13 protein-coding genes and 1 pseudogene are annotated in these 15919 nt (G+C 69.7%); 10 read left to right on the top strand and 4 right to left on the bottom strand.

Annotation, left to right across the window (positions count from 1 at the left end; genetic code table 11):
• Nucleotides 1-4: 4 nt before the first annotated feature.
• From AVL48_RS31085 to AVL48_RS31070, 4 genes are read left to right on the top strand one after another with little or no spacing between them, the layout of a single operon-like run.
• A complete protein-coding gene (locus AVL48_RS31085) occupies nt 5-838 on the top strand; it encodes an urea amidolyase associated protein UAAP1 (protein WP_061988731.1) in 834 nt (277 codons plus the stop codon).
• Nucleotides 835-1452 (top strand): urea amidolyase associated protein UAAP2, encoded by a 618-nt coding sequence (locus tag AVL48_RS31080; protein WP_061988729.1) that lies wholly within the window; start codon nt 835-837, stop codon nt 1450-1452. Before AVL48_RS31085 ends, AVL48_RS31080 begins: the two co-directional genes overlap by 4 nt.
• Nucleotides 1449-5015, top strand: a complete 3567-nt coding sequence (gene uca / locus AVL48_RS31075) for an urea carboxylase (protein ID WP_061988727.1) — start codon at nt 1449-1451, stop codon at nt 5013-5015. Before AVL48_RS31080 ends, uca begins: the two co-directional genes overlap by 4 nt.
• Nucleotides 5012-6625 carry an allophanate hydrolase gene (locus tag AVL48_RS31070; RefSeq protein WP_061988725.1) on the top strand — a complete coding sequence of 538 codons (1614 nt, stop codon included), beginning with the start codon at nt 5012-5014 and terminating at the stop codon, nt 6623-6625. Before uca ends, AVL48_RS31070 begins: the two co-directional genes overlap by 4 nt.
• Here the strand turns inward: AVL48_RS31070 and AVL48_RS31065 are convergent.
• Nucleotides 6560-6826: a hypothetical protein gene (locus AVL48_RS31065; protein WP_061988723.1), complete on the bottom strand. Its 267-nt coding sequence runs from the start codon at nt 6824-6826 to the stop codon at nt 6560-6562. The two genes, AVL48_RS31070 and AVL48_RS31065, sit on opposite strands and share 66 nt — an antisense overlap.
• Nucleotides 6827-7072: 246 nt before the next feature.
• On the opposite strand from AVL48_RS31065, the gene AVL48_RS31060 reads away from it, so the two are divergent.
• Nucleotides 7073-7597: a hypothetical protein gene (locus AVL48_RS31060; RefSeq protein WP_061988721.1), complete on the top strand. Its 525-nt coding sequence runs from the start codon at nt 7073-7075 to the stop codon at nt 7595-7597.
• Between the two features lie 154 nt (nt 7598-7751).
• On the opposite strand, the gene AVL48_RS31055 is transcribed toward AVL48_RS31060, so the two are convergent.
• Nucleotides 7752-7913, bottom strand: coding sequence for a ribbon-helix-helix domain-containing protein (locus AVL48_RS31055; protein ID WP_061988719.1), 162 nt, complete (start codon nt 7911-7913; stop codon nt 7752-7754).
• Between the two features lie 120 nt (nt 7914-8033).
• On the opposite strand from AVL48_RS31055, the gene AVL48_RS31050 reads away from it, so the two are divergent.
• Entirely contained in the window at nt 8034-8630 is a 597-nt protein-coding gene (locus tag AVL48_RS31050) for a D-alanyl-D-alanine carboxypeptidase family protein (protein WP_061988717.1), read from the top strand.
• A gap of 138 nt (nt 8631-8768) precedes the next feature.
• Here AVL48_RS31050 and bla read toward each other — a convergent pair.
• Nucleotides 8769-9694 (bottom strand): annotated as a pseudogene (gene bla, locus AVL48_RS40890) (class A beta-lactamase).
• A gap of 194 nt (nt 9695-9888) precedes the next feature.
• Between bla and AVL48_RS31040 the strand changes: the two are divergent.
• The 3 genes from AVL48_RS31040 (at nt 9889) to AVL48_RS31030 (ending at nt 13583) form a co-directional block, all read left to right on the top strand.
• Nucleotides 9889-11130, top strand: coding sequence for a thiolase family protein (locus AVL48_RS31040; RefSeq protein ID WP_061988715.1), 1242 nt, complete (start codon nt 9889-9891; stop codon nt 11128-11130).
• Nucleotides 11130-13241 carry a 3-hydroxyacyl-CoA dehydrogenase NAD-binding domain-containing protein gene (locus tag AVL48_RS31035; protein ID WP_061988713.1) on the top strand — a complete coding sequence of 704 codons (2112 nt, stop codon included), beginning with the start codon at nt 11130-11132 and terminating at the stop codon, nt 13239-13241. The genes AVL48_RS31040 and AVL48_RS31035 overlap by 1 nt, the downstream gene beginning before the upstream one ends.
• Nucleotides 13242-13397: 156 nt before the next feature.
• Complete coding sequence (locus AVL48_RS31030; RefSeq protein WP_061988711.1) at nt 13398-13583, top strand: hypothetical protein; 186 nt, start codon at nt 13398-13400, stop codon at nt 13581-13583.
• Nucleotides 13584-13627: 44 nt separating this feature from the next.
• Here the strand turns inward: AVL48_RS31030 and AVL48_RS31025 are convergent, their stop codons facing one another.
• The gene (locus AVL48_RS31025) at nt 13628-14188 is read right to left on the bottom strand and encodes a permease-like cell division protein FtsX (RefSeq protein ID WP_074975729.1); all 561 of its coding nucleotides are present in this window, start codon (nt 14186-14188) and stop codon (nt 13628-13630) included.
• 106 nt (nt 14189-14294) lie between these two features.
• Here AVL48_RS31025 and AVL48_RS31020 point away from each other — a divergent pair, with 106 nt between their 5' ends.
• Entirely contained in the window at nt 14295-15896 is a 1602-nt protein-coding gene (locus AVL48_RS31020) for a CehA/McbA family metallohydrolase domain-containing protein (protein ID WP_061988707.1), read from the top strand.
• The last annotated feature ends 23 nt before the right edge of the window (nt 15897-15919 follow it).

Below are 15919 nucleotides of genomic sequence, written 5' to 3'. Positions count from 1 at the left end.
TTCCATGAGCACGACATCGACCACATACGGCGCTCGCGACCACGCCCGCGCCCAGGCGGGCACGGTGAGCGAGGCGATGCCCGCCATCCCGGCGTCCACCTGGCCGGATCCGCCGCCCGGGATCGACCCGGCGAAGCTGGTCTGGGCCGAGACCGTCGCCGGTGGCGGCTACACGCACAAGGTGCTCGCCCGCGGCACCGAGCTGCGGCTGACCGACGTCGAAGGCGACGCCTGCGCGCATCTGCTGCTGTTCAACGCCGACCAGCCGTGGGAGCGGCTGAACGTCGCGGACACGGTGAAGGTGCAGTGGAACGCCTACCTCGGTGAAGCGATGGCACTGCTGTCCGATCAGGCCCGCGTGCTCGCGACGGTCGTCACCGACGAGAGCGGCAAGCACGATGCCCTGTGCGGAACGTCCACTGTGGACGAGAACGTCGAACGGTACGGCGACGGCAGCCCGCAAGGCGGTTCGCCCTCGGGGAACGCGCTGTTCACGCTCGCCGCGGCGAAACACGGGCTCACCCCGCGCGATCTGCCGCCGAGCCTTTCCTTCTTCCAGGGCGTCCACGTGGAAGCCGACGGCGGGCTGACGTTCACCGGCTCGGCCGGGCCGGGCAAATCCGTGGTCCTGCGCACCGAACTCCCGGTCGTCGTCCTGATCGCGAACGTGGCGCATCCGCTCGACCCGCGCCCGGACTACACGGTCACCCCGCTGCGCGTCCTCGCGCGGCGTTGCGATCCCTCCACACCGGACAGTCCTCAGTGGACCGCTTCACCCGAGGCCCAGCGCGCCTTCGAGAACACCGCCGACTACCTCACCGCCAGGGGGATCGCATGACCACGACGACCGTCTCCGACACCGAGGTCGCCGCGCGGGCCCCGTACTCCACCGTGCTCCGGCGCGGCGAGACGCTGGCCATCATCGACCTCGGCGGCAACCAGGCCGTCGACTTCCTCTGCTACGACGCCGCCGACACGGCGAAGAGGTACTCCGCGGCCGCCACGATCGCCGCGCAGCGCAACATCTTCCTCACCACCGGCAGTGTGCTGCGCACCGGCGAGGGCGCACCGCTGCTGACCGTCGTCGAGGACACCTGCGGGCGGCACGACACCATCGGCGGGGCGTGCAGCAAGGAGTCGAACAGCCTCCGGTACGGCCAGCACACGCGCTATCAGCACGCCTGCGTGGAGAACTTCCTCACCGAGGGCGCGAAATGGGGCCTGGGCAAACGGGATCTGGTCAGCAACGTCAACTGGTACATGAACGTCCCGGTCGAACAGGACGGCACGCTCGGCATCGTCGACGGCATTTCCGCGCCCGGTCTCGAAGTCAAGCTCCGCGCCGAAACCGACGTCCTGGTCCTGGTGTCGAACTGCCCGCAGATAAACAACCCCTGCAACGGGTTCGACCCGACGCCGGTCAGGATGATCGTCACCGGCGGTGGCGAGTGAAGCTGCTCGTCGCCAACCGGGGGGAAATCGCGGTCCGGATCCTGCGGACCGCCAAGGAGATGGGCATTCCGACGGTGGCGGTCCACTCCGACGCGGACCGCACCGCCGCACACGTGAGGCTCGCCGACGAGGCCGTCCGGCTGGGCCCGGCGCCCGCCAGGGAGAGCTACCTCCTCGGCGACGCCATCATCGAGGCCGCGCTGAAGACCGGAGCGGACACGATCCACCCCGGCTACGGCTTCCTGTCCGAGGACACCGCTTTCGCCAGGGCGGTGGAAGCGGCCGGGATCCGGTTCGCCGGGCCCACCGCCGATCAGCTGGAGGTGTTCGGCAGCAAGCACACCGCCCGCGACAAGGCCGTCGGCGCCGGGGTCCCGCTGCTGCCGGGTACCGGGCTGCTGGACACGCTCGCCGACGCCGAAGCCGCGGCCGCCGGGATCGGCTACCCGGTGATGCTCAAGGCCACCGGTGGCGGCGGCGGGATCGGCATGCGCGCCTGCGCTTCGGCCGCGGAACTGCGGGACGCCTGGGACGCGGTGCAGAGCATCGCGGCGAAGAGCTTCTCGACCTCGGGCGTCTTCCTCGAACGGCTGGTGACCCGCGCCCGGCACGTCGAGGTGCAGGTGTTCGGCGACGGTACGGGTGAGGTGCTGGCGCTGGGCACGCGGGACTGCACCCTGCAGCGGCGCAACCAGAAGGTGCTCGAAGAATGTCCCGCGCCGGGACTTTCCGAAGCGGTACGGGAGAAACTGGTCTCGGCGGCCGTCGGTCTCTGCGCGTCGGTGCGCTACCGGTCGGCGGGCACGGTCGAATTCATCTACGACCCGGAGCGCGAAGAGGCCGCCTTCCTCGAAGTGAACACGCGGCTCCAGGTCGAACATCCGGTCACCGAAGCGGTATACGGGATCGATCTGGTCTCGTGGATGCTCCGGCTCGCCGACGGCGACACCGGGATGTTCGCCACCGCACCGGAATCACGCGGGCACGCGGTCGAAGCCCGGGTCTACGCCGAGGATCCGGCCGCGGGACACCGGCCGAGCGCCGGTCTGCTGACCCGCGCCGACTTCCCCGCCGGGGTCCGCGTCGACACCTGGGTCGAAGCCGGGACGACGGTGACCACGCATTACGATCCCTTGCTGGCCAAGGTGATCACCGTCGGCGCGGACCGGGCCGAGGCGCTGGCCGCGCTGGGCGCCGCGCTCGCGGAAAGCCGGGTGGACGGCGTCCGCACGAACCTCGGGCAGCTGCGCGCGGTCGCCGCGGACTCCAGGCTGCGGGAAGTCGCGCACGACACCGCGACGCTGGAGACGATCATCGATCCCGAACCGCGGCTCGAGGTACTGCGGGGCGGCACCATGACCACCGTGCAGGAATGGCCGGGACGGCTGGGGTTCTGGCACGTGGGTGTGCCGCCGAGCGGCCCGATGGACGACCTCTCGCTGCGGCTGGGTAACCGCGCACTGGGCAATCCCGAAGGCACGCCGGGGCTAGAGTGCACTGTGGACGGTGTATCGCTGAAGTTCACCGACGCCGCGATCGTTTGCGTCACGGGTTCTCCGTCACCGGTCACCGTGAACGGCGAGACCGTTCCGCAGTGGAGACCGGTCGAGGTGCCCGAGGGCGGGGTCCTCGACGTCGGCACCGGCACCGCCGGGCTCCGCGCGTACGTCCTCGTGCGCGGCGGGATCGACGTCCCGGCCTTCCTGGGCAGCGCGGCGACGTTCACCCTGGGCGGTTTCGGCGGGCACGGCGGACGCGCGCTCGCGACCGGCGACGTTCTCTCCCTCGGCCCGGAACCGGAGCACGCCGTCACGGGACCGGTTCCCGAGGCCGAACGTCCGGTGTTCGCGACGCACTGGGAGATCGGCGCGTCCGAAGGGCCGCACGCGGCCCCGGAGTTCTTCACCCCGGACGACGTCGAAACGTTCTACGCCACCGACTGGGAAGTGCATTTCAACTCCGCGCGCACCGGGGTCCGGCTCGTCGGGCCGCGTCCCCGCTGGGCCCGCGAGGACGGCGGCGAGGCCGGACTGCACCCGTCGAACATCCACGACACGCCGTACGCGATCGGCGCCGTCGACTACACCGGCGACCTGCCGATCCTGCTGGGCCCCGACGGGCCGAGCCTCGGCGGCTTCGTCTGCCCGGCGACCGTGGTGACCGGGCAGCGCTGGAAACTCGGCCAGCTGCGGCCGGGTGACACCGTGCGGTTCGTGCCGATCACCATCGAGCACGCGGGCGCGTTGCGCGCGGACCCCGCCACCGCGGTCAAGGCGAGCCGGAAGCCGATCGACGACGGCGGGATCTTCGGCCGTCTGTCCACAGCGGACGAGAACCCCGAAGTCACCTATCGGCGCGGCGGCGACGACAACCTGCTGATCGAGTACGGCCCGATGAAGCTCGACCTGGCCTTGCGGATGCGGGTCCACGCACTGGCCGACAGGCTGGCCACCGACGGCCTCGACGGTGTGGTCGACCTGACACCCGGTATCCGGTCGCTGCAGGTGCACGTCGATCCGGACGTGCTGCCGGTCTCGAAGCTGCTCGGCCTCGTCCAGGAGGTGGAGCACGATCTGCCGCGCACCGCCGATCTCGTGGTGCCGAGCCGGACCGTGCGGCTGCCGTTGTCCTGGGACGACCCGGCGACTCGCGAGGCGATCGAGCGGTACATGGCCGGCGTGCGCGACGACGCGCCGTGGTGCCCGTGGAACATCGAGTTCATCCGGCGGGTCAATGGTCTGTCCAGTGTGGACGACGTCTATCGGACGGTGTTCGACGCCGAGTACCTGGTGCTCGGCCTCGGTGACGTCTATCTCGGCGCGCCGGTGGCCACTCCCCTGGACCCGCGGCACCGGCTGGTCACCACGAAGTACAACCCCGCGCGCACGTGGACCGCGGAGAACTCGGTCGGTATCGGCGGTTCGTACCTGTGCATCTACGGGATGGAAGGTCCCGGCGGGTATCAGTTCGTCGGGCGGACCGTGCAGGTGTGGAGCGGCTGGCGGCAGCGCGGGTCGTTCGAGCCGGGCTCGCCGTGGCTGCTGCGGTTCTTCGACCGGATCTCGTGGTACCCCGTTTCCGCCGAGGAACTGCTGGACCTGCGGGCACGAAGTTCCGCGGGAGAACTGGAACTCGACATCCGCGACGGCGAGTTCGCCTTGGCCGACCACGAACGGTTCCTCGCCGACAACGCCGCCGACATCGCCGCGTTCCGGGCGAAGCAGAGCACCGCGTTCGAGGCGGAACGGCGGGCCTGGGCGGCCGCGGGTGAATTCGACCCGAGGCCGGAACCGGCCGGTGCGAAGGTCCCGAGCGCGAAGGTCGAAGCCCCGCCCGGCGGTCACGTCGTCGAAGCGCCGTTCGCCGCGACGGTGTGGCGGGTGGATGTCGAACCCGGCGAGCAGGTGGACGCGGCGGAGACGCTGGTGATCCTCGAAGCGATGAAGACCGAGGCGCGGATCCCCGCGCCCGCCGTCGGGGAGGTCGTCGAGATACTAGTCTCCCCCGGTGACCAAGTGGCCCCCGGCACTCCGCTGGTGGTTTTGGGAAGGAGCGCGGGATGAACGTGCTGGAGCGGGTACGCGCCGCGTATCACCGGATCGCGCGAGTCGATCGGCCCGAGATCTGGATCGACCTGCGTCCCGAGGCCGAAGTGCTCGCCGACGCCGAGAGGCTGGAAGCTCGTCGCGCGGCCGGGGAACCCCTGCCGCTGTACGGGAAACTCGCCGCCGTCAAGGGGAACATCGACGTCGCCGGGCTGCCGACGACGGCCGGATGTCCCGAGTACGCCTACCGTCCGGACGAGGACGCGCCCGTGGTGGCGCGGCTGCGCGCGGCCGGGGCGCTGATCCTCGGTACCACCAACCTCGACCAGTTCGCGACCGGACTGGTCGGCACGCGCAGTCCCTACGGCGCGGTCCGGAACGCGATCGACCCGGCGTACGTTTCGGGCGGGTCGAGTTCGGGCTCGGCGGTCGCGGTGGCATTCGGGATCGCGGATTTCGCGCTGGGCACCGACACCGCCGGATCCGGACGCGTTCCGGCGGCGTTCAACGGGATCGTCGGCCTGAAGCCGACGCGGGGGCTCCTGCCGACGACCGGTGTCGTGCCCGCGTGCGCGAGCATCGACTGCGTGACGGTGTTCGCGCGGACGGTCGACGAGGCGACGGCGGCGTTCGCTTGCCTGAGCGAGCCCCGGGACCTTCCCGTGGTCAACCGCCCCTTCCGGATCGGCGTGCCGGACGCTCTCGGCCCTCTGCAGGACGGGTGGGCCGAGGCGTTCTCCGCGGCGGCTCACGAGTTCCGCGACGCGGGCGCCGAACTGGTCCCTGTCGACATATCGGCGTTCCTGGCCGCGGCGAACCTGCTGTACGAGGGCGCCTTCGTGGCCGAGCGGTACTCGGCGGTCGGCGAGTTCATCGACGCGCACCCGGACGTGGTCGATCCGGCCGTCCGGCGGATCATCGGCGCGGCCAAGGACATCCCGGCGCACCGGCTGTGCACCGACCTGGCGACGCTCGAGGACCTCAAGCGGGCGGCGGCGGCCGTTCTGTCCACTGTGGACTGCCTGCTGACGCCGACGACGACCGGGCATCCGACGATCGCCGAGGTCGAGGCCGACCCGCTCGGCGTGAACGCGCGGCTGGGCCGGTTCACGAACTCGACCAACCTGCTGGGCCTGTCGTCGCTCGCGGTCCCCGCCGGAACCGTCGGCCGCCTGCCGTTCGGGGTGATGCTGGTCGGTCCCGCGTACGCCGACCGGATCCTCGCCGACGTCGCCCGGCTGGTGCCGCGCCGGACGCGGATCGCCGTGGTCGGTGCCCATCTGCGCGGACAGCCGCTGAACCACGAACTGACCTCGCGGGGCGGCCGGTTCGTCGCGGCGGGGCCGACGGCGGCCGAGTACCGGCTCTACGCGCTGGACACCGTGCCGCCCAAACCCGGCCTCGTCCGGGTCGCCTCGGGCGGCGAACCGATCGAGGCCGAGGTGTGGGACCTGCCGCTCGCCGGGTTCGGCGAGTTCGTGGCCGGTGTCCCCGCGCCGCTGGCGATCGGGAAGGTGCGGCTGGCCGACGGGAGCGAAGTGTCCGGGTTCGTCTGTGAGCCTTCAGCCGTCGACGGGGCCGAGGACATCACGCGGTTCGGCGGCTGGCTCGGTCACCTGGCTCGGTGAGTTCCCGGTGCGGCGCGGGCCCGGCTCGCGCCGCACCAGAAAACAGGCCACCGCCCCGAGCGCGACCATCGGGCCGAGCACGCAGCCGATCCCGAACCCGGCCACGATCAAGGCGGGCTGGAACTCCCACCCGTCGCTGCCGTCGTCGGCGATCGCCGCGAACCAGGCGAGCCCGGCCGCGAACAGGGCCGGCCCGCTCATCAGGCCGTACTTGCCGCCGAACCGGTCCGCGACCCGGCGAGAGGACCGCCGACACCACCATCGCGAGTGCCATCACCAGCCCGGCGACGAGCGCGCTGAAGTGCAGCACCGTCCGCAGGTACAGCATCACCGGGAGGAAGAGTCCGATCACGAGCCAGCAGTGGTGACTGGACCACCTACGCCGCTGAAGCCAGCCGGCGCTCGACCGCTCTGAACCCTGCTGGTGGACGAAAAAGACAGAGGACCATGAACCACATGAACGCACATACCCTGGACCAAGCCTGGCTGACTTCCTGGCGCAACGACATCAACCGTGCCCTGACGTCACTCCTCACCACATTCGAGGCCACATACGGCTACCCGCCAGGCGAGAACCGGATCGCCCCCGCCGGAGACCGTCCATCAGCCAGAGAGTCCAACTCCCACCCTGACCCGCCTGCCACCCTCACCGTGTTCTACCGAACGATTCACGAGGTCTTGTTGCCCGACATCGGCAATGGATACTTCGTCCACCCACTCGACCACGTGCTGAACGAGCTCACAAAGCAAGGCCCGGTCTGTCTTCCTGAGTCCACCCAGGGAGTGGTCTTCGGCAGCGATGGTGGAGGAATACTCTACGCGATCAGCCAGGGTGGCACGATCTACCGGTCTCGAGTCGCCTCTCGCGACTTCGACTTCGCCCCTCTCACCCCGGACCTGACCGACTTCCTCGACCAGCTCCGCCACGCCACCATCAGGTTCATCGCCAACGGACAGCCCGGATGGCTTTGACCGACGTCGTCAGAGCCCTCGCCGTTGCGGAAGACCCCGGAACCGTCGCCGCTGGTGAGTTCCAGCCCGAAGCCGAGTTGCTGGAAGAACTTCGCGGTCTGGCCCCCAGTTCCTTGTCTTCAGGAAGACCGCTTCGATTCCTTCGAACGCCATGTCAGTTCTCCTTGTCTTCGTCGTCTTCATCGAGGTAGGCGCGCAGGGCGTCGGCGACCAGCGCCGACAGGGACGAGCCCGACTCGATGGCACGGAACTTGACCTGCTTGATCAGCCCGATCGGCAGGTACACGTTGAACTGCTTGACCTCCTCGTCACCCATGAACCGATGCTAGCAAGCTAGTCGTTCACCAGGCGTTTCCCGATTTGGTTGGCCTGCCGGGGCGTTCTGGGAAGAAGGTCACAAACCCTGGCGGCCCTCCGGTGACGAGGTAACTTCGGAGTGGTGTCCACCACATTCACCACCAGCCGCAGGACCGCGATCAGCGTGCTCGTGGCGCTGGGACTCGTCGGGATCGCGATGGTGTCGCTGGGGGCCACCGGCGGTCTGCCGTTCGCCGTCAAGCCGGTGGCCGGGCAGCCGCTCGCGATCCTCGAAGAAGTCCCGGGCCCCGAGACGGGACCGACGTGCGCCGTCGACAAACGTTATGTCGACGAGGAGACCTTCGGCATGCGCCCGGACGTGGTCGACGCGTGGAATACCCTGCGCGCCAAGGCCAAAGCCCAGAACATCACGCTCTGCGTGAACGACGGCAAGCGCAGCCGGGCACAGCAGCAGCGCGAGTTCGACAAGGCCGTCGAGCGGTTCGGCTCGGTGGAGCAGGCCAAGAAGTGGGCACTGCAGCCGGAGACGTCCATGCACGTCAAGGGCATCGCCGTCGACATCCAGCCGCTGAATTCGGCGTCGTGGGTGGACAAGAACGGCGGCGCGCTGGGCTGGTGCCGCCGCTACGACAACGAGAAATGGCACTTCGAGTACGACCCGACCTATGTCACCAACGGCTGCCCCGCGTTGCTCCCGAGTGCCACCGGCAATTAGGCGAGCGGCCCGTCAGTGGCGGGGTGGCGTGATAAGGCTTCCCCAGTACATGATGGCCCCCTTCCTTGCGCTAGGCGCAAGGAAGGGGGCCATCATGTACTCCGAGGGTACGCGGCTGATTGCCGCAGGCCCCGGCACCTACGCCACAGCAAGCGCTTCGATCACGTACTTCGTGGCCTCGGCGAGCAGCGCCTCGTCGTAGGAAGCGTCCTTGGCCGCCTTGCTCGACATGATCGCCACGACCATCGGCGCCTTGCCCGGCGGCCACACGATCGCGAAGTCGTTCATCGTGCCGTAGTCGCCGGTCCCGGTCTTGTCGGCGACGGTCCAGCCGGCGGGCAGGCCCGCGCGGATCCGCTGGGCGCCGGTGACGTTGCGCTGGAGCAGATCGCGAAGGAAGCCGCGTTTGTCGGCCGTCAGCGCATCGCCGAGGACGATCTTCTGATAGTCGGTCCCGAACGCCCGGGGTGTCGTGGTGTCGCGTGGATCGCCCGGCGTGGCCTCGGTGATCGCCGGTTCGACCCGGTCCATCCGCGTGACGGTGTCGCCGAGGCCGCGGGCGAAGGCCGTCAGCTCCGCGGGTCCGCCGAGATCGCGCAGCAGCAGGTTGCCCGCGGTTCCGTCGCTGAACCGGACGGCGGCGTCGCACAGCTGGCGGATCGTCATGCCGGTGGCCACGTGCTGTCCGGTGACGGGGCGTGTTTCATCAGGTCTCCCCGGGCGTAGGTGACCCGGGTTTCCAGGTGTGACAACGGGTTGCGCTGCAGGACCGCGGCGGCGGCGACCCCTTTGAACGTCGAACAGAACGCGAAGCGCTCGTCGGCGCGGTGTTCGACCGTTCCGCCGCTCTCGGTGTCGAGTGCGTACACGCCGAGTCTGGCGTCGAACTTCCTCTCCAGCTCCAGCAAGCGGTTGTGGAATTGCCGGGCGGTCGAAGGCGGCGGAGGCGGCGCGGGAACGGACGGCTTCGCGGGCGGAGTCCCTCGAGTGCACGCGGCCAGCGGTACGAGGACCGCCATCCCCAGCAGCCCACGACGGGTGACGGCCGGACCCGGCGATGTCATCGTGATCCCTCCCCCTGATCACTTCGAACATAGCAACTTCTTGACCACCCCCGGATCGGCCAAGCGGCCGACCCCGACCCCGCCCGATGCCCCGGGAGTGTGCCTTCCCCCACTCGACCGGGCCACCATCCTGGTTACCGACGGGTAACCGGGGCTAGGGTGCGGTCAGGACTACCTCTACTTCAGGAGCATTCGTGGCCGCAGGAGCAACACCGCTCGCGCCGAACGCGCGGTCGGTACGCAATGTCGCCTTCGTCGAAGGGGTGCGAACGCCCTTCGGCAAGGCAGGCGAAAAGGGCATGTACGCCGGCACCCGTGCCGACGACCTCGTCGTCAACGCCATCCGTGAACTGCTGCGGCGGCATCCCGAGCTGCCGCCCGAGCGGGTCGACGAGGTGGCGATCGCCGCCACCACCCAGATCGGCGACCAGGGCTTGACCATCGGCCGCACCGCCGCGCTGCTGGCGGGCCTGCCGAAGTCGGTGCCCGGTTTCGCACTCGATCGCATGTGCGCCGGTGCGATGACCGCCGTCACCACCACCGCGAGCGGAATCGGCTTCGGCGCCTACGACATCGCCATCGCCGGCGGCGTCGAGCACATGGGCCGCCACCCGATGGGCGAGGGCGTCGACCCGAACCCCCGCATCATCGCCGACAAGCTCGTCGACCCGACGGCGCTGGTGATGGGCCAGACCGCGGAGAACCTGCACGACCGGTTCCCCGAGATCACCAAGCAGCGCACCGACGCGTACGCCGCGCGCAGCCAGGAGAAGTACGCCGAAGCCGTGAAGACCGGCAAGATCGGCCCCGAGCTGGTCCCGGTCGCCACCCGTTCGAAGGAACTGGGCTGGGGTCTGGCGACCGAAGACGAGCCGCCGCGCCCGGGTACCACGGTCGAGCAGCTCGCCGGGCTGAAGACGCCGTTCCGGCCGCACGGCCGGATCACCGCGGGCAACGCGGCCGGGCTCAACGATGGCGCCACCGCCGCGCTGCTCGCCGACGAGGACACCGCCCGCGAACTCGGCCTGCCGATCGGCATGCGGCTCGTCGGCTATTCCTTCGCCGGTGTCGAGCCGGAGGTCATGGGCATCGGCCCGGTGCCGGCCACCGAGAAGCTGTTCAAGCGCACCGGTCTGTCGATCGACGACATCGGCCTGTTCGAGATCAACGAGGCGTTCGCCGTCCAGGTGCTCGCCTTCCTCGACCACTTCGGCATCGCCGACGACGACCCGCGCGTCAACCAGTGGGGTGGCGCGATCGCCTGCGGTCACCCGCTCGCGTCGTCCGGGGTGCGGCTGATGACGCAGCTCTCGCGTCAGTTCGCCGAGCGCCCCGATGTGCGCTACGGCTTGACCACCATGTGCATCGGGATCGGCATGGGCGGCACTGTGATCTGGGAGAACCCGGCCTACAACGGCTCCGAGGGGGCGAAGTAATGACTTTCACCGCTGAGCAGGCGAAAGCCGCTTTCCCCGACGAGGTCGTCACGAACGCGGTCACGCGCCTGGTGAAGGTGCCCGGCCTGGACAAGCCGGTCGCACTGATCACCTTGGACAACGGCCACGACCACACCCGGCCGAACACCTTCGGACCGCAGGGTCTGGTGAGCCTCAACGCCGCGATCGACGCCGCCTTCGCGGCCGAGCCCGCCGCGATCGCGGTCACCGGGAAGCCGTTCATCTTCGCCGTGGGCGCCGACCTTTCCGGTGTCGAAGCGGTCGCGGATCCCGCGCTGGCGCGGGAGATCGCGCAGACCGGGCACGACGTGTTCCGCCGGCTCACCGAGACCGAGATCCCGACGTTCGGGTTCATCAACGGCGCGGTGATGGGTGGCGGGCTCGAACTCGCGCTCTCCTGCCACTACCGCACGCTGTCGGAGAACACCGCCGCGATCGCGTTCCCCGAGGTCTTCCTCGGCCTGTTCCCCGGCTGGGGCGGTACACAGCTGCTGCCGAACCTGATCGGGCCGGACGCCGCGGTCACCGTGATCATCGAGAACGCGCTGGCGCAGAACAAGATGCTCAAGGTCGCGCAGGCGGCGGAGCTCGGCATCGTCGACGAGGTCTTCGGTTCGGCCGACTACCTCGAGCAGTCCCTGCTGTGGCTGGCGAAGGTCGTCAACGGCGAGATCACCCCCGCCCGCCGCGAGATCGACCGCGGCGCGGGCTGGGACGCCGCGATCGCCCGCGCCAAGTCCATCGTGGACGGCCGGACGAAGGGCGCGTCGCCCGGCGCGACCAAGGCCGTCGAACTGCTGGAGCTGGCGCGCGAGAACGATCTGGACCGCGGCTACGCGGCCGAGACCGACGGGCTCGCCGAGCTGCTCATGGACGACACGCTGCGCGCCGGGCTGTACTCGTTCAACCTGGTCAACAAGCGGGCGAAGCGGCCGGCCGGCGCGCCGGACAAATCCTTGGCGCGCAAGGTGAACAAGGTGGGCATCGTCGGCGCGGGCCTGATGGCCAGCCAGATGGCGCTGCTGTTCGTCCGCCGCCTCAAGGTGCCGGTGGTGCTCACCGACGTCGACCAGGAACGGGTCGACAAAGGTGTGTCCTATGTGCACGGTGAGATCGACAAGCTGCTGGCCAAGAAGCGGGTCTCGCCGGACGGCGCGAACCGGCTGAAGGCGCTCGTCACCGGCTCGCTCGACAAGGCCGCGTTCGCCGACGCCGACTTCGTGATCGAAGCGGTGTTCGAGGACCTGGGCGTCAAGCAGAAGGTGTTCGCCGACCTGGAGCAGTACGTCTCCCCCGAGGCGATCCTGGCGACGAACACCTCGTCGCTGTCGATCACCGCGATGGCGTCGCAGCTGAAGCACCCGGAGCGCGTGGTCGGTTTCCACTTCTTCAACCCGGTCGCGGTGATGCCGCTGCTGGAGATCGTCCGCGCGGAGAAGACCGACGACGCCACCCTGGCCACCGCGTTCGCGCTCGGCAAGCAGCTCAAGAAGTCGAGTGTGCTGGTCAAGGACGCGTCCGCGTTCGTGGTCAACCGGCTGCTGCTGCGGTTCCTCGGCGAGGTGCTGGTGACCGTAGACGAGGGCACGCCGTTCGAGGTCGCGGACAAGGCACTCGAACCGCTGGGCCTGCCGATGACGCCGCTGACGCTGATGCAGCTGGTCGGCCCGGCGATCGCCCTGCACGTCGGGGAAACCCTGCACGAGGCGTTCCCGGACCGGTTCACCGTCAGCGAGAACCTCGACCGCTTCGTCAAGGCGGGCAAGAAGGGCGTCTGGCAGTGGGACGCGCAGGGCAACGCCACCGTCGATCCCGAGGTCGCGGAACTCTGGCGGCGCGGCGACTCGCCGTCGACGTCCGAGCAGGTGCGTGACCGCGCGCTGGCCGCGATCGCCGAGGAGATCCGGATCATGCTCGACGAGGGTGTGGTCGCCGAAGCGCAGGACATCGACCTGTGCCTGATCCTCGGTGCGGGCTGGCCGTTCTGGCTCGGTGGCATCACGCCGTACCTGGATCGGGCCGGGGTGTCCGAGAAGGTCAACGGCAAGCCGTTCCTGGCCCCGGGTGTGGCGAGCGTTCCGCTCCCCTGACCTCCGGCCGAAAAGCCACCGTCGGCGATCTCCTGATCGCCGACGGTGGATTTTCGGGTATTTCGCCGACTTTGTGGCGCGTGCGTGCGATTTCCGGAACACTCACCCACACCTGGGTTTCCAGGTACTGGGGAAGAGAACACACTGGGAGGAACGATGAAGAAGATCGTCGTGCGCGTGGGCCTGGGGGCCGGCGCGGCGGTTCTGGGAATGATGCTCGGAGCGGGAGTGGCGAGCGCTGACGACAGCGTCCGCATCACCGGCGACGAGACCGGCAGCGTCCGGATCACCGGAGTGGACAACCGCGACTTCGGCGTCACCCCGGCCAACCGGGACATGTAGCAGGACAACCCGGCTCTCCGGCCATCCTCCGGAGAGCCGGGTCTTCAGCGTTCGCCCTCCGGTGGGCACGGCGGCGGGGTCACGGTCATCTCGGCCGCGATGGCCGCGGGATCGAGCACGTCGACCTTCTGCGCTTCGGGGAAGCGCCGCCGTAGTTCGTCCGCCAAGGCAGGGAAGTCGGTTCCCGCGACGGGCAGGAGATGCACGACCGCCGGGAGCACCTCCGGCCGCGTGAGCCGCACCAGCTCCGGATCGTTCGCGAAGAGCTTCTTGAACCGCTCGTACGATTCCTTCTTGGTCTCGGTCAGCACGCGGCGCGCCTTCGGCTCCTCCCGGAGTGCCTGCGCGATCGCCCGCATGGCCTCGTCGGTCTCCGCGGAGATCATCAGTCGCTTGCCGCAAAGCTCCCGGCCGCCCAGCGGTACGGGTTCGGCGTCGCGCGGCAAGGCCACGGCGGACGAGGACGGTGGCGCGATCTTCGTGCCGAACCTGTCGAACATCACGATCGCCGTCGTGGCCACGGCTCCGGCGATCAGCACGGCGGCCACGCCGATCACCCAGAACAACCATCGCGGTACCCAGGGTTTCCGTTGCGGTTCTTCCACAGGGACGATCATCACACGGCGCCGTCCGTTGGCCGTTCGGACACCACCCGTTCAGCCGAGCTCTCTACCGTCCTGCCGACTCGAGAACCTTCCAGGCAGGAGCACGATGAACAGCGAGCACGTGGACCGGCGCGGATTCCTCAAGCGGGCGGGCCTCGTGTCCGCGGCGGCCGTGGGCGCGCCGCTCGCCGCCACGGCCCCGGCCGAAGCCCTCGACCTCGAGCTGGACCTCGACATCGATGTCAGACGCCTTTTCGGCCGGGACCGCTACCGGTGGCTGGTGGGCGATCACCACATCCACACCCAGTACTCCTACGACGCGATGTACACAGTGGACGGAATCGCCGTCGCCGCGCGCCGTCACGGCGCCGACTGGGCGGTGATCACCGATCACGGCCACGCCGCGCACGAGAAGTCTTCCGTGGAACGGACGAACGCCGCGGTCAGGGCTGCGCAGCGCGAACACCGCGATCTCCTGCTGTGGCAGGGCATGGAGTGGAACGTGCCGGGCGCCGAGCACGCGACACTGTTCTTTCAGGCAGGCGCCGACCAGGCGGCGAAACTGCGTGAGTTCGAACGCGCCTTCGACTGGCGGCTGACCGGCACCGAACCCGGCACGCCGTCGAACGAGGCACTGGCCGTCGCGGCGATCCGCTGGCTCGCGGCCGAGGAACGCGCGCGGCGGATCCACGCGCCGGTGGTGGTGATCAACCATCCGCTGCGCAACGGCCGGATCGCCCCGCACGAGATCCGGGCGCTGCGCGACGCCGCGCCCGGCATCGTCATCGGGATGGAAGGCGCGCCGGGAGCCCAGGCCGATGGCTTCCCGAAACCGCTCGGGAGCGGCGGTGGCGCGCGTGGCGGATACGGCAACTCACCCGGTTCGAACTCGTGGCCGGGCTTCCCGGATTCGGCCTACCGCACCCATGGCGGCTTCGACTGGAGCACCGCGACCGTCGGCGGGCTGTGGGATTCCCTGCTCGCCGAAGGAAAGCCGTGGTGGATCACCAGCAACTCCGACTCCCACTACAACCGCGGTGACACCCTCGTGCGGCCCGGCGTTCCCGACGGGTACTACGACGAGCACGGCAACTACCCGGACCCGATCGACACCGGCGTCCCGCAGACTCTGCCCCCATACGCGGACTTCGCCCCCGCCGAGTTCAGCCGGACCGTCGTCGGCGTGACGCGCAAGAGCCACGAAGGGGTGCTGGAGGGTCTGCGCGCCGGCCGCGTCTGGGTGGTCCACGGCGGGCTGGCGCAGGAACTGGAGTTCGGCGCGCACAGCGGCTGGAGCTCGGCCACCATGGGCGGCAGGCTCCGGGTCCGGCGCGGGGACGACGTCACGGTCGTGCTCTCGGCGCGGCTCGCGGCCCGGCCCAACGGCGGCGGCGCGATCCCCCGGCTCGCGCGGCTCGACCTCATCGCGGGACCGGTCACCGGCCCCGCGGCCGACCCCGACACCCAGACCGCTCCCGGCACGCGGGTGGTGAAGTCCTTCGAACCGCGATGGGCGCCCGGACGGCAGGTCGCCTTCCGGCACACCTTCCGCGACGTGCGTGAGCCGTTCTTCGTGCGGACCCGCGGCACGGACGGCAAGAAGCACGTGCCCGGCGGCATCGAGCCGAGCGCCGACGTCATCGGGCGATCCAACCCGTTCGAGGACCTGTGGCTCTACGGGAACCCGGTCTTCGTGGACGTCCGGTAGGCGTAGCGTCGCCCATGCTTTCA

Source organism: Amycolatopsis regifaucium (assembly GCF_001613935.1).
GTDB classification, from domain to species: Bacteria; Actinomycetota; Actinomycetes; order Mycobacteriales; family Pseudonocardiaceae; genus Amycolatopsis; species Amycolatopsis regifaucium.
Note: the sequence above shows the minus strand (reverse complement) of the source record. Positions and strands in the feature narration are given on the sequence as shown.

Bases quoted from the DNA above. Each gene is read 5' to 3' on its own strand.
- AVL48_RS31085 (WP_061988731.1), top strand. From the start codon at position 5: ATGAGCACGACATCGACCACATACGGCGCTCGCGACCACGCCCGCGCC.
- AVL48_RS31080 (WP_061988729.1), top strand. From the start codon at position 835: ATGACCACGACGACCGTCTCCGACACCGAGGTCGCCGCGCGGGCCCCG.
- AVL48_RS31070 (WP_061988725.1), top strand. From the start codon at position 5,012: ATGAACGTGCTGGAGCGGGTACGCGCCGCGTATCACCGGATCGCGCGA.
- AVL48_RS31065 (WP_061988723.1), bottom strand. From the start codon at position 6,826: ATGAGCGGGCCGGCCCTGTTCGCGGCCGGGCTCGCCTGGTTCGCGGCG.
- AVL48_RS31060 (WP_061988721.1), top strand. From the start codon at position 7,073: ATGAACCACATGAACGCACATACCCTGGACCAAGCCTGGCTGACTTCC.
- AVL48_RS31055 (WP_061988719.1), bottom strand. From the start codon at position 7,913: ATGGGTGACGAGGAGGTCAAGCAGTTCAACGTGTACCTGCCGATCGGG.
- AVL48_RS31035 (WP_061988713.1), top strand. From the start codon at position 11,130: ATGACTTTCACCGCTGAGCAGGCGAAAGCCGCTTTCCCCGACGAGGTC.
- AVL48_RS31030 (WP_061988711.1), top strand. From the start codon at position 13,398: ATGAAGAAGATCGTCGTGCGCGTGGGCCTGGGGGCCGGCGCGGCGGTT.
- AVL48_RS31020 (WP_061988707.1), top strand. From the start codon at position 14,295: ATGAACAGCGAGCACGTGGACCGGCGCGGATTCCTCAAGCGGGCGGGC.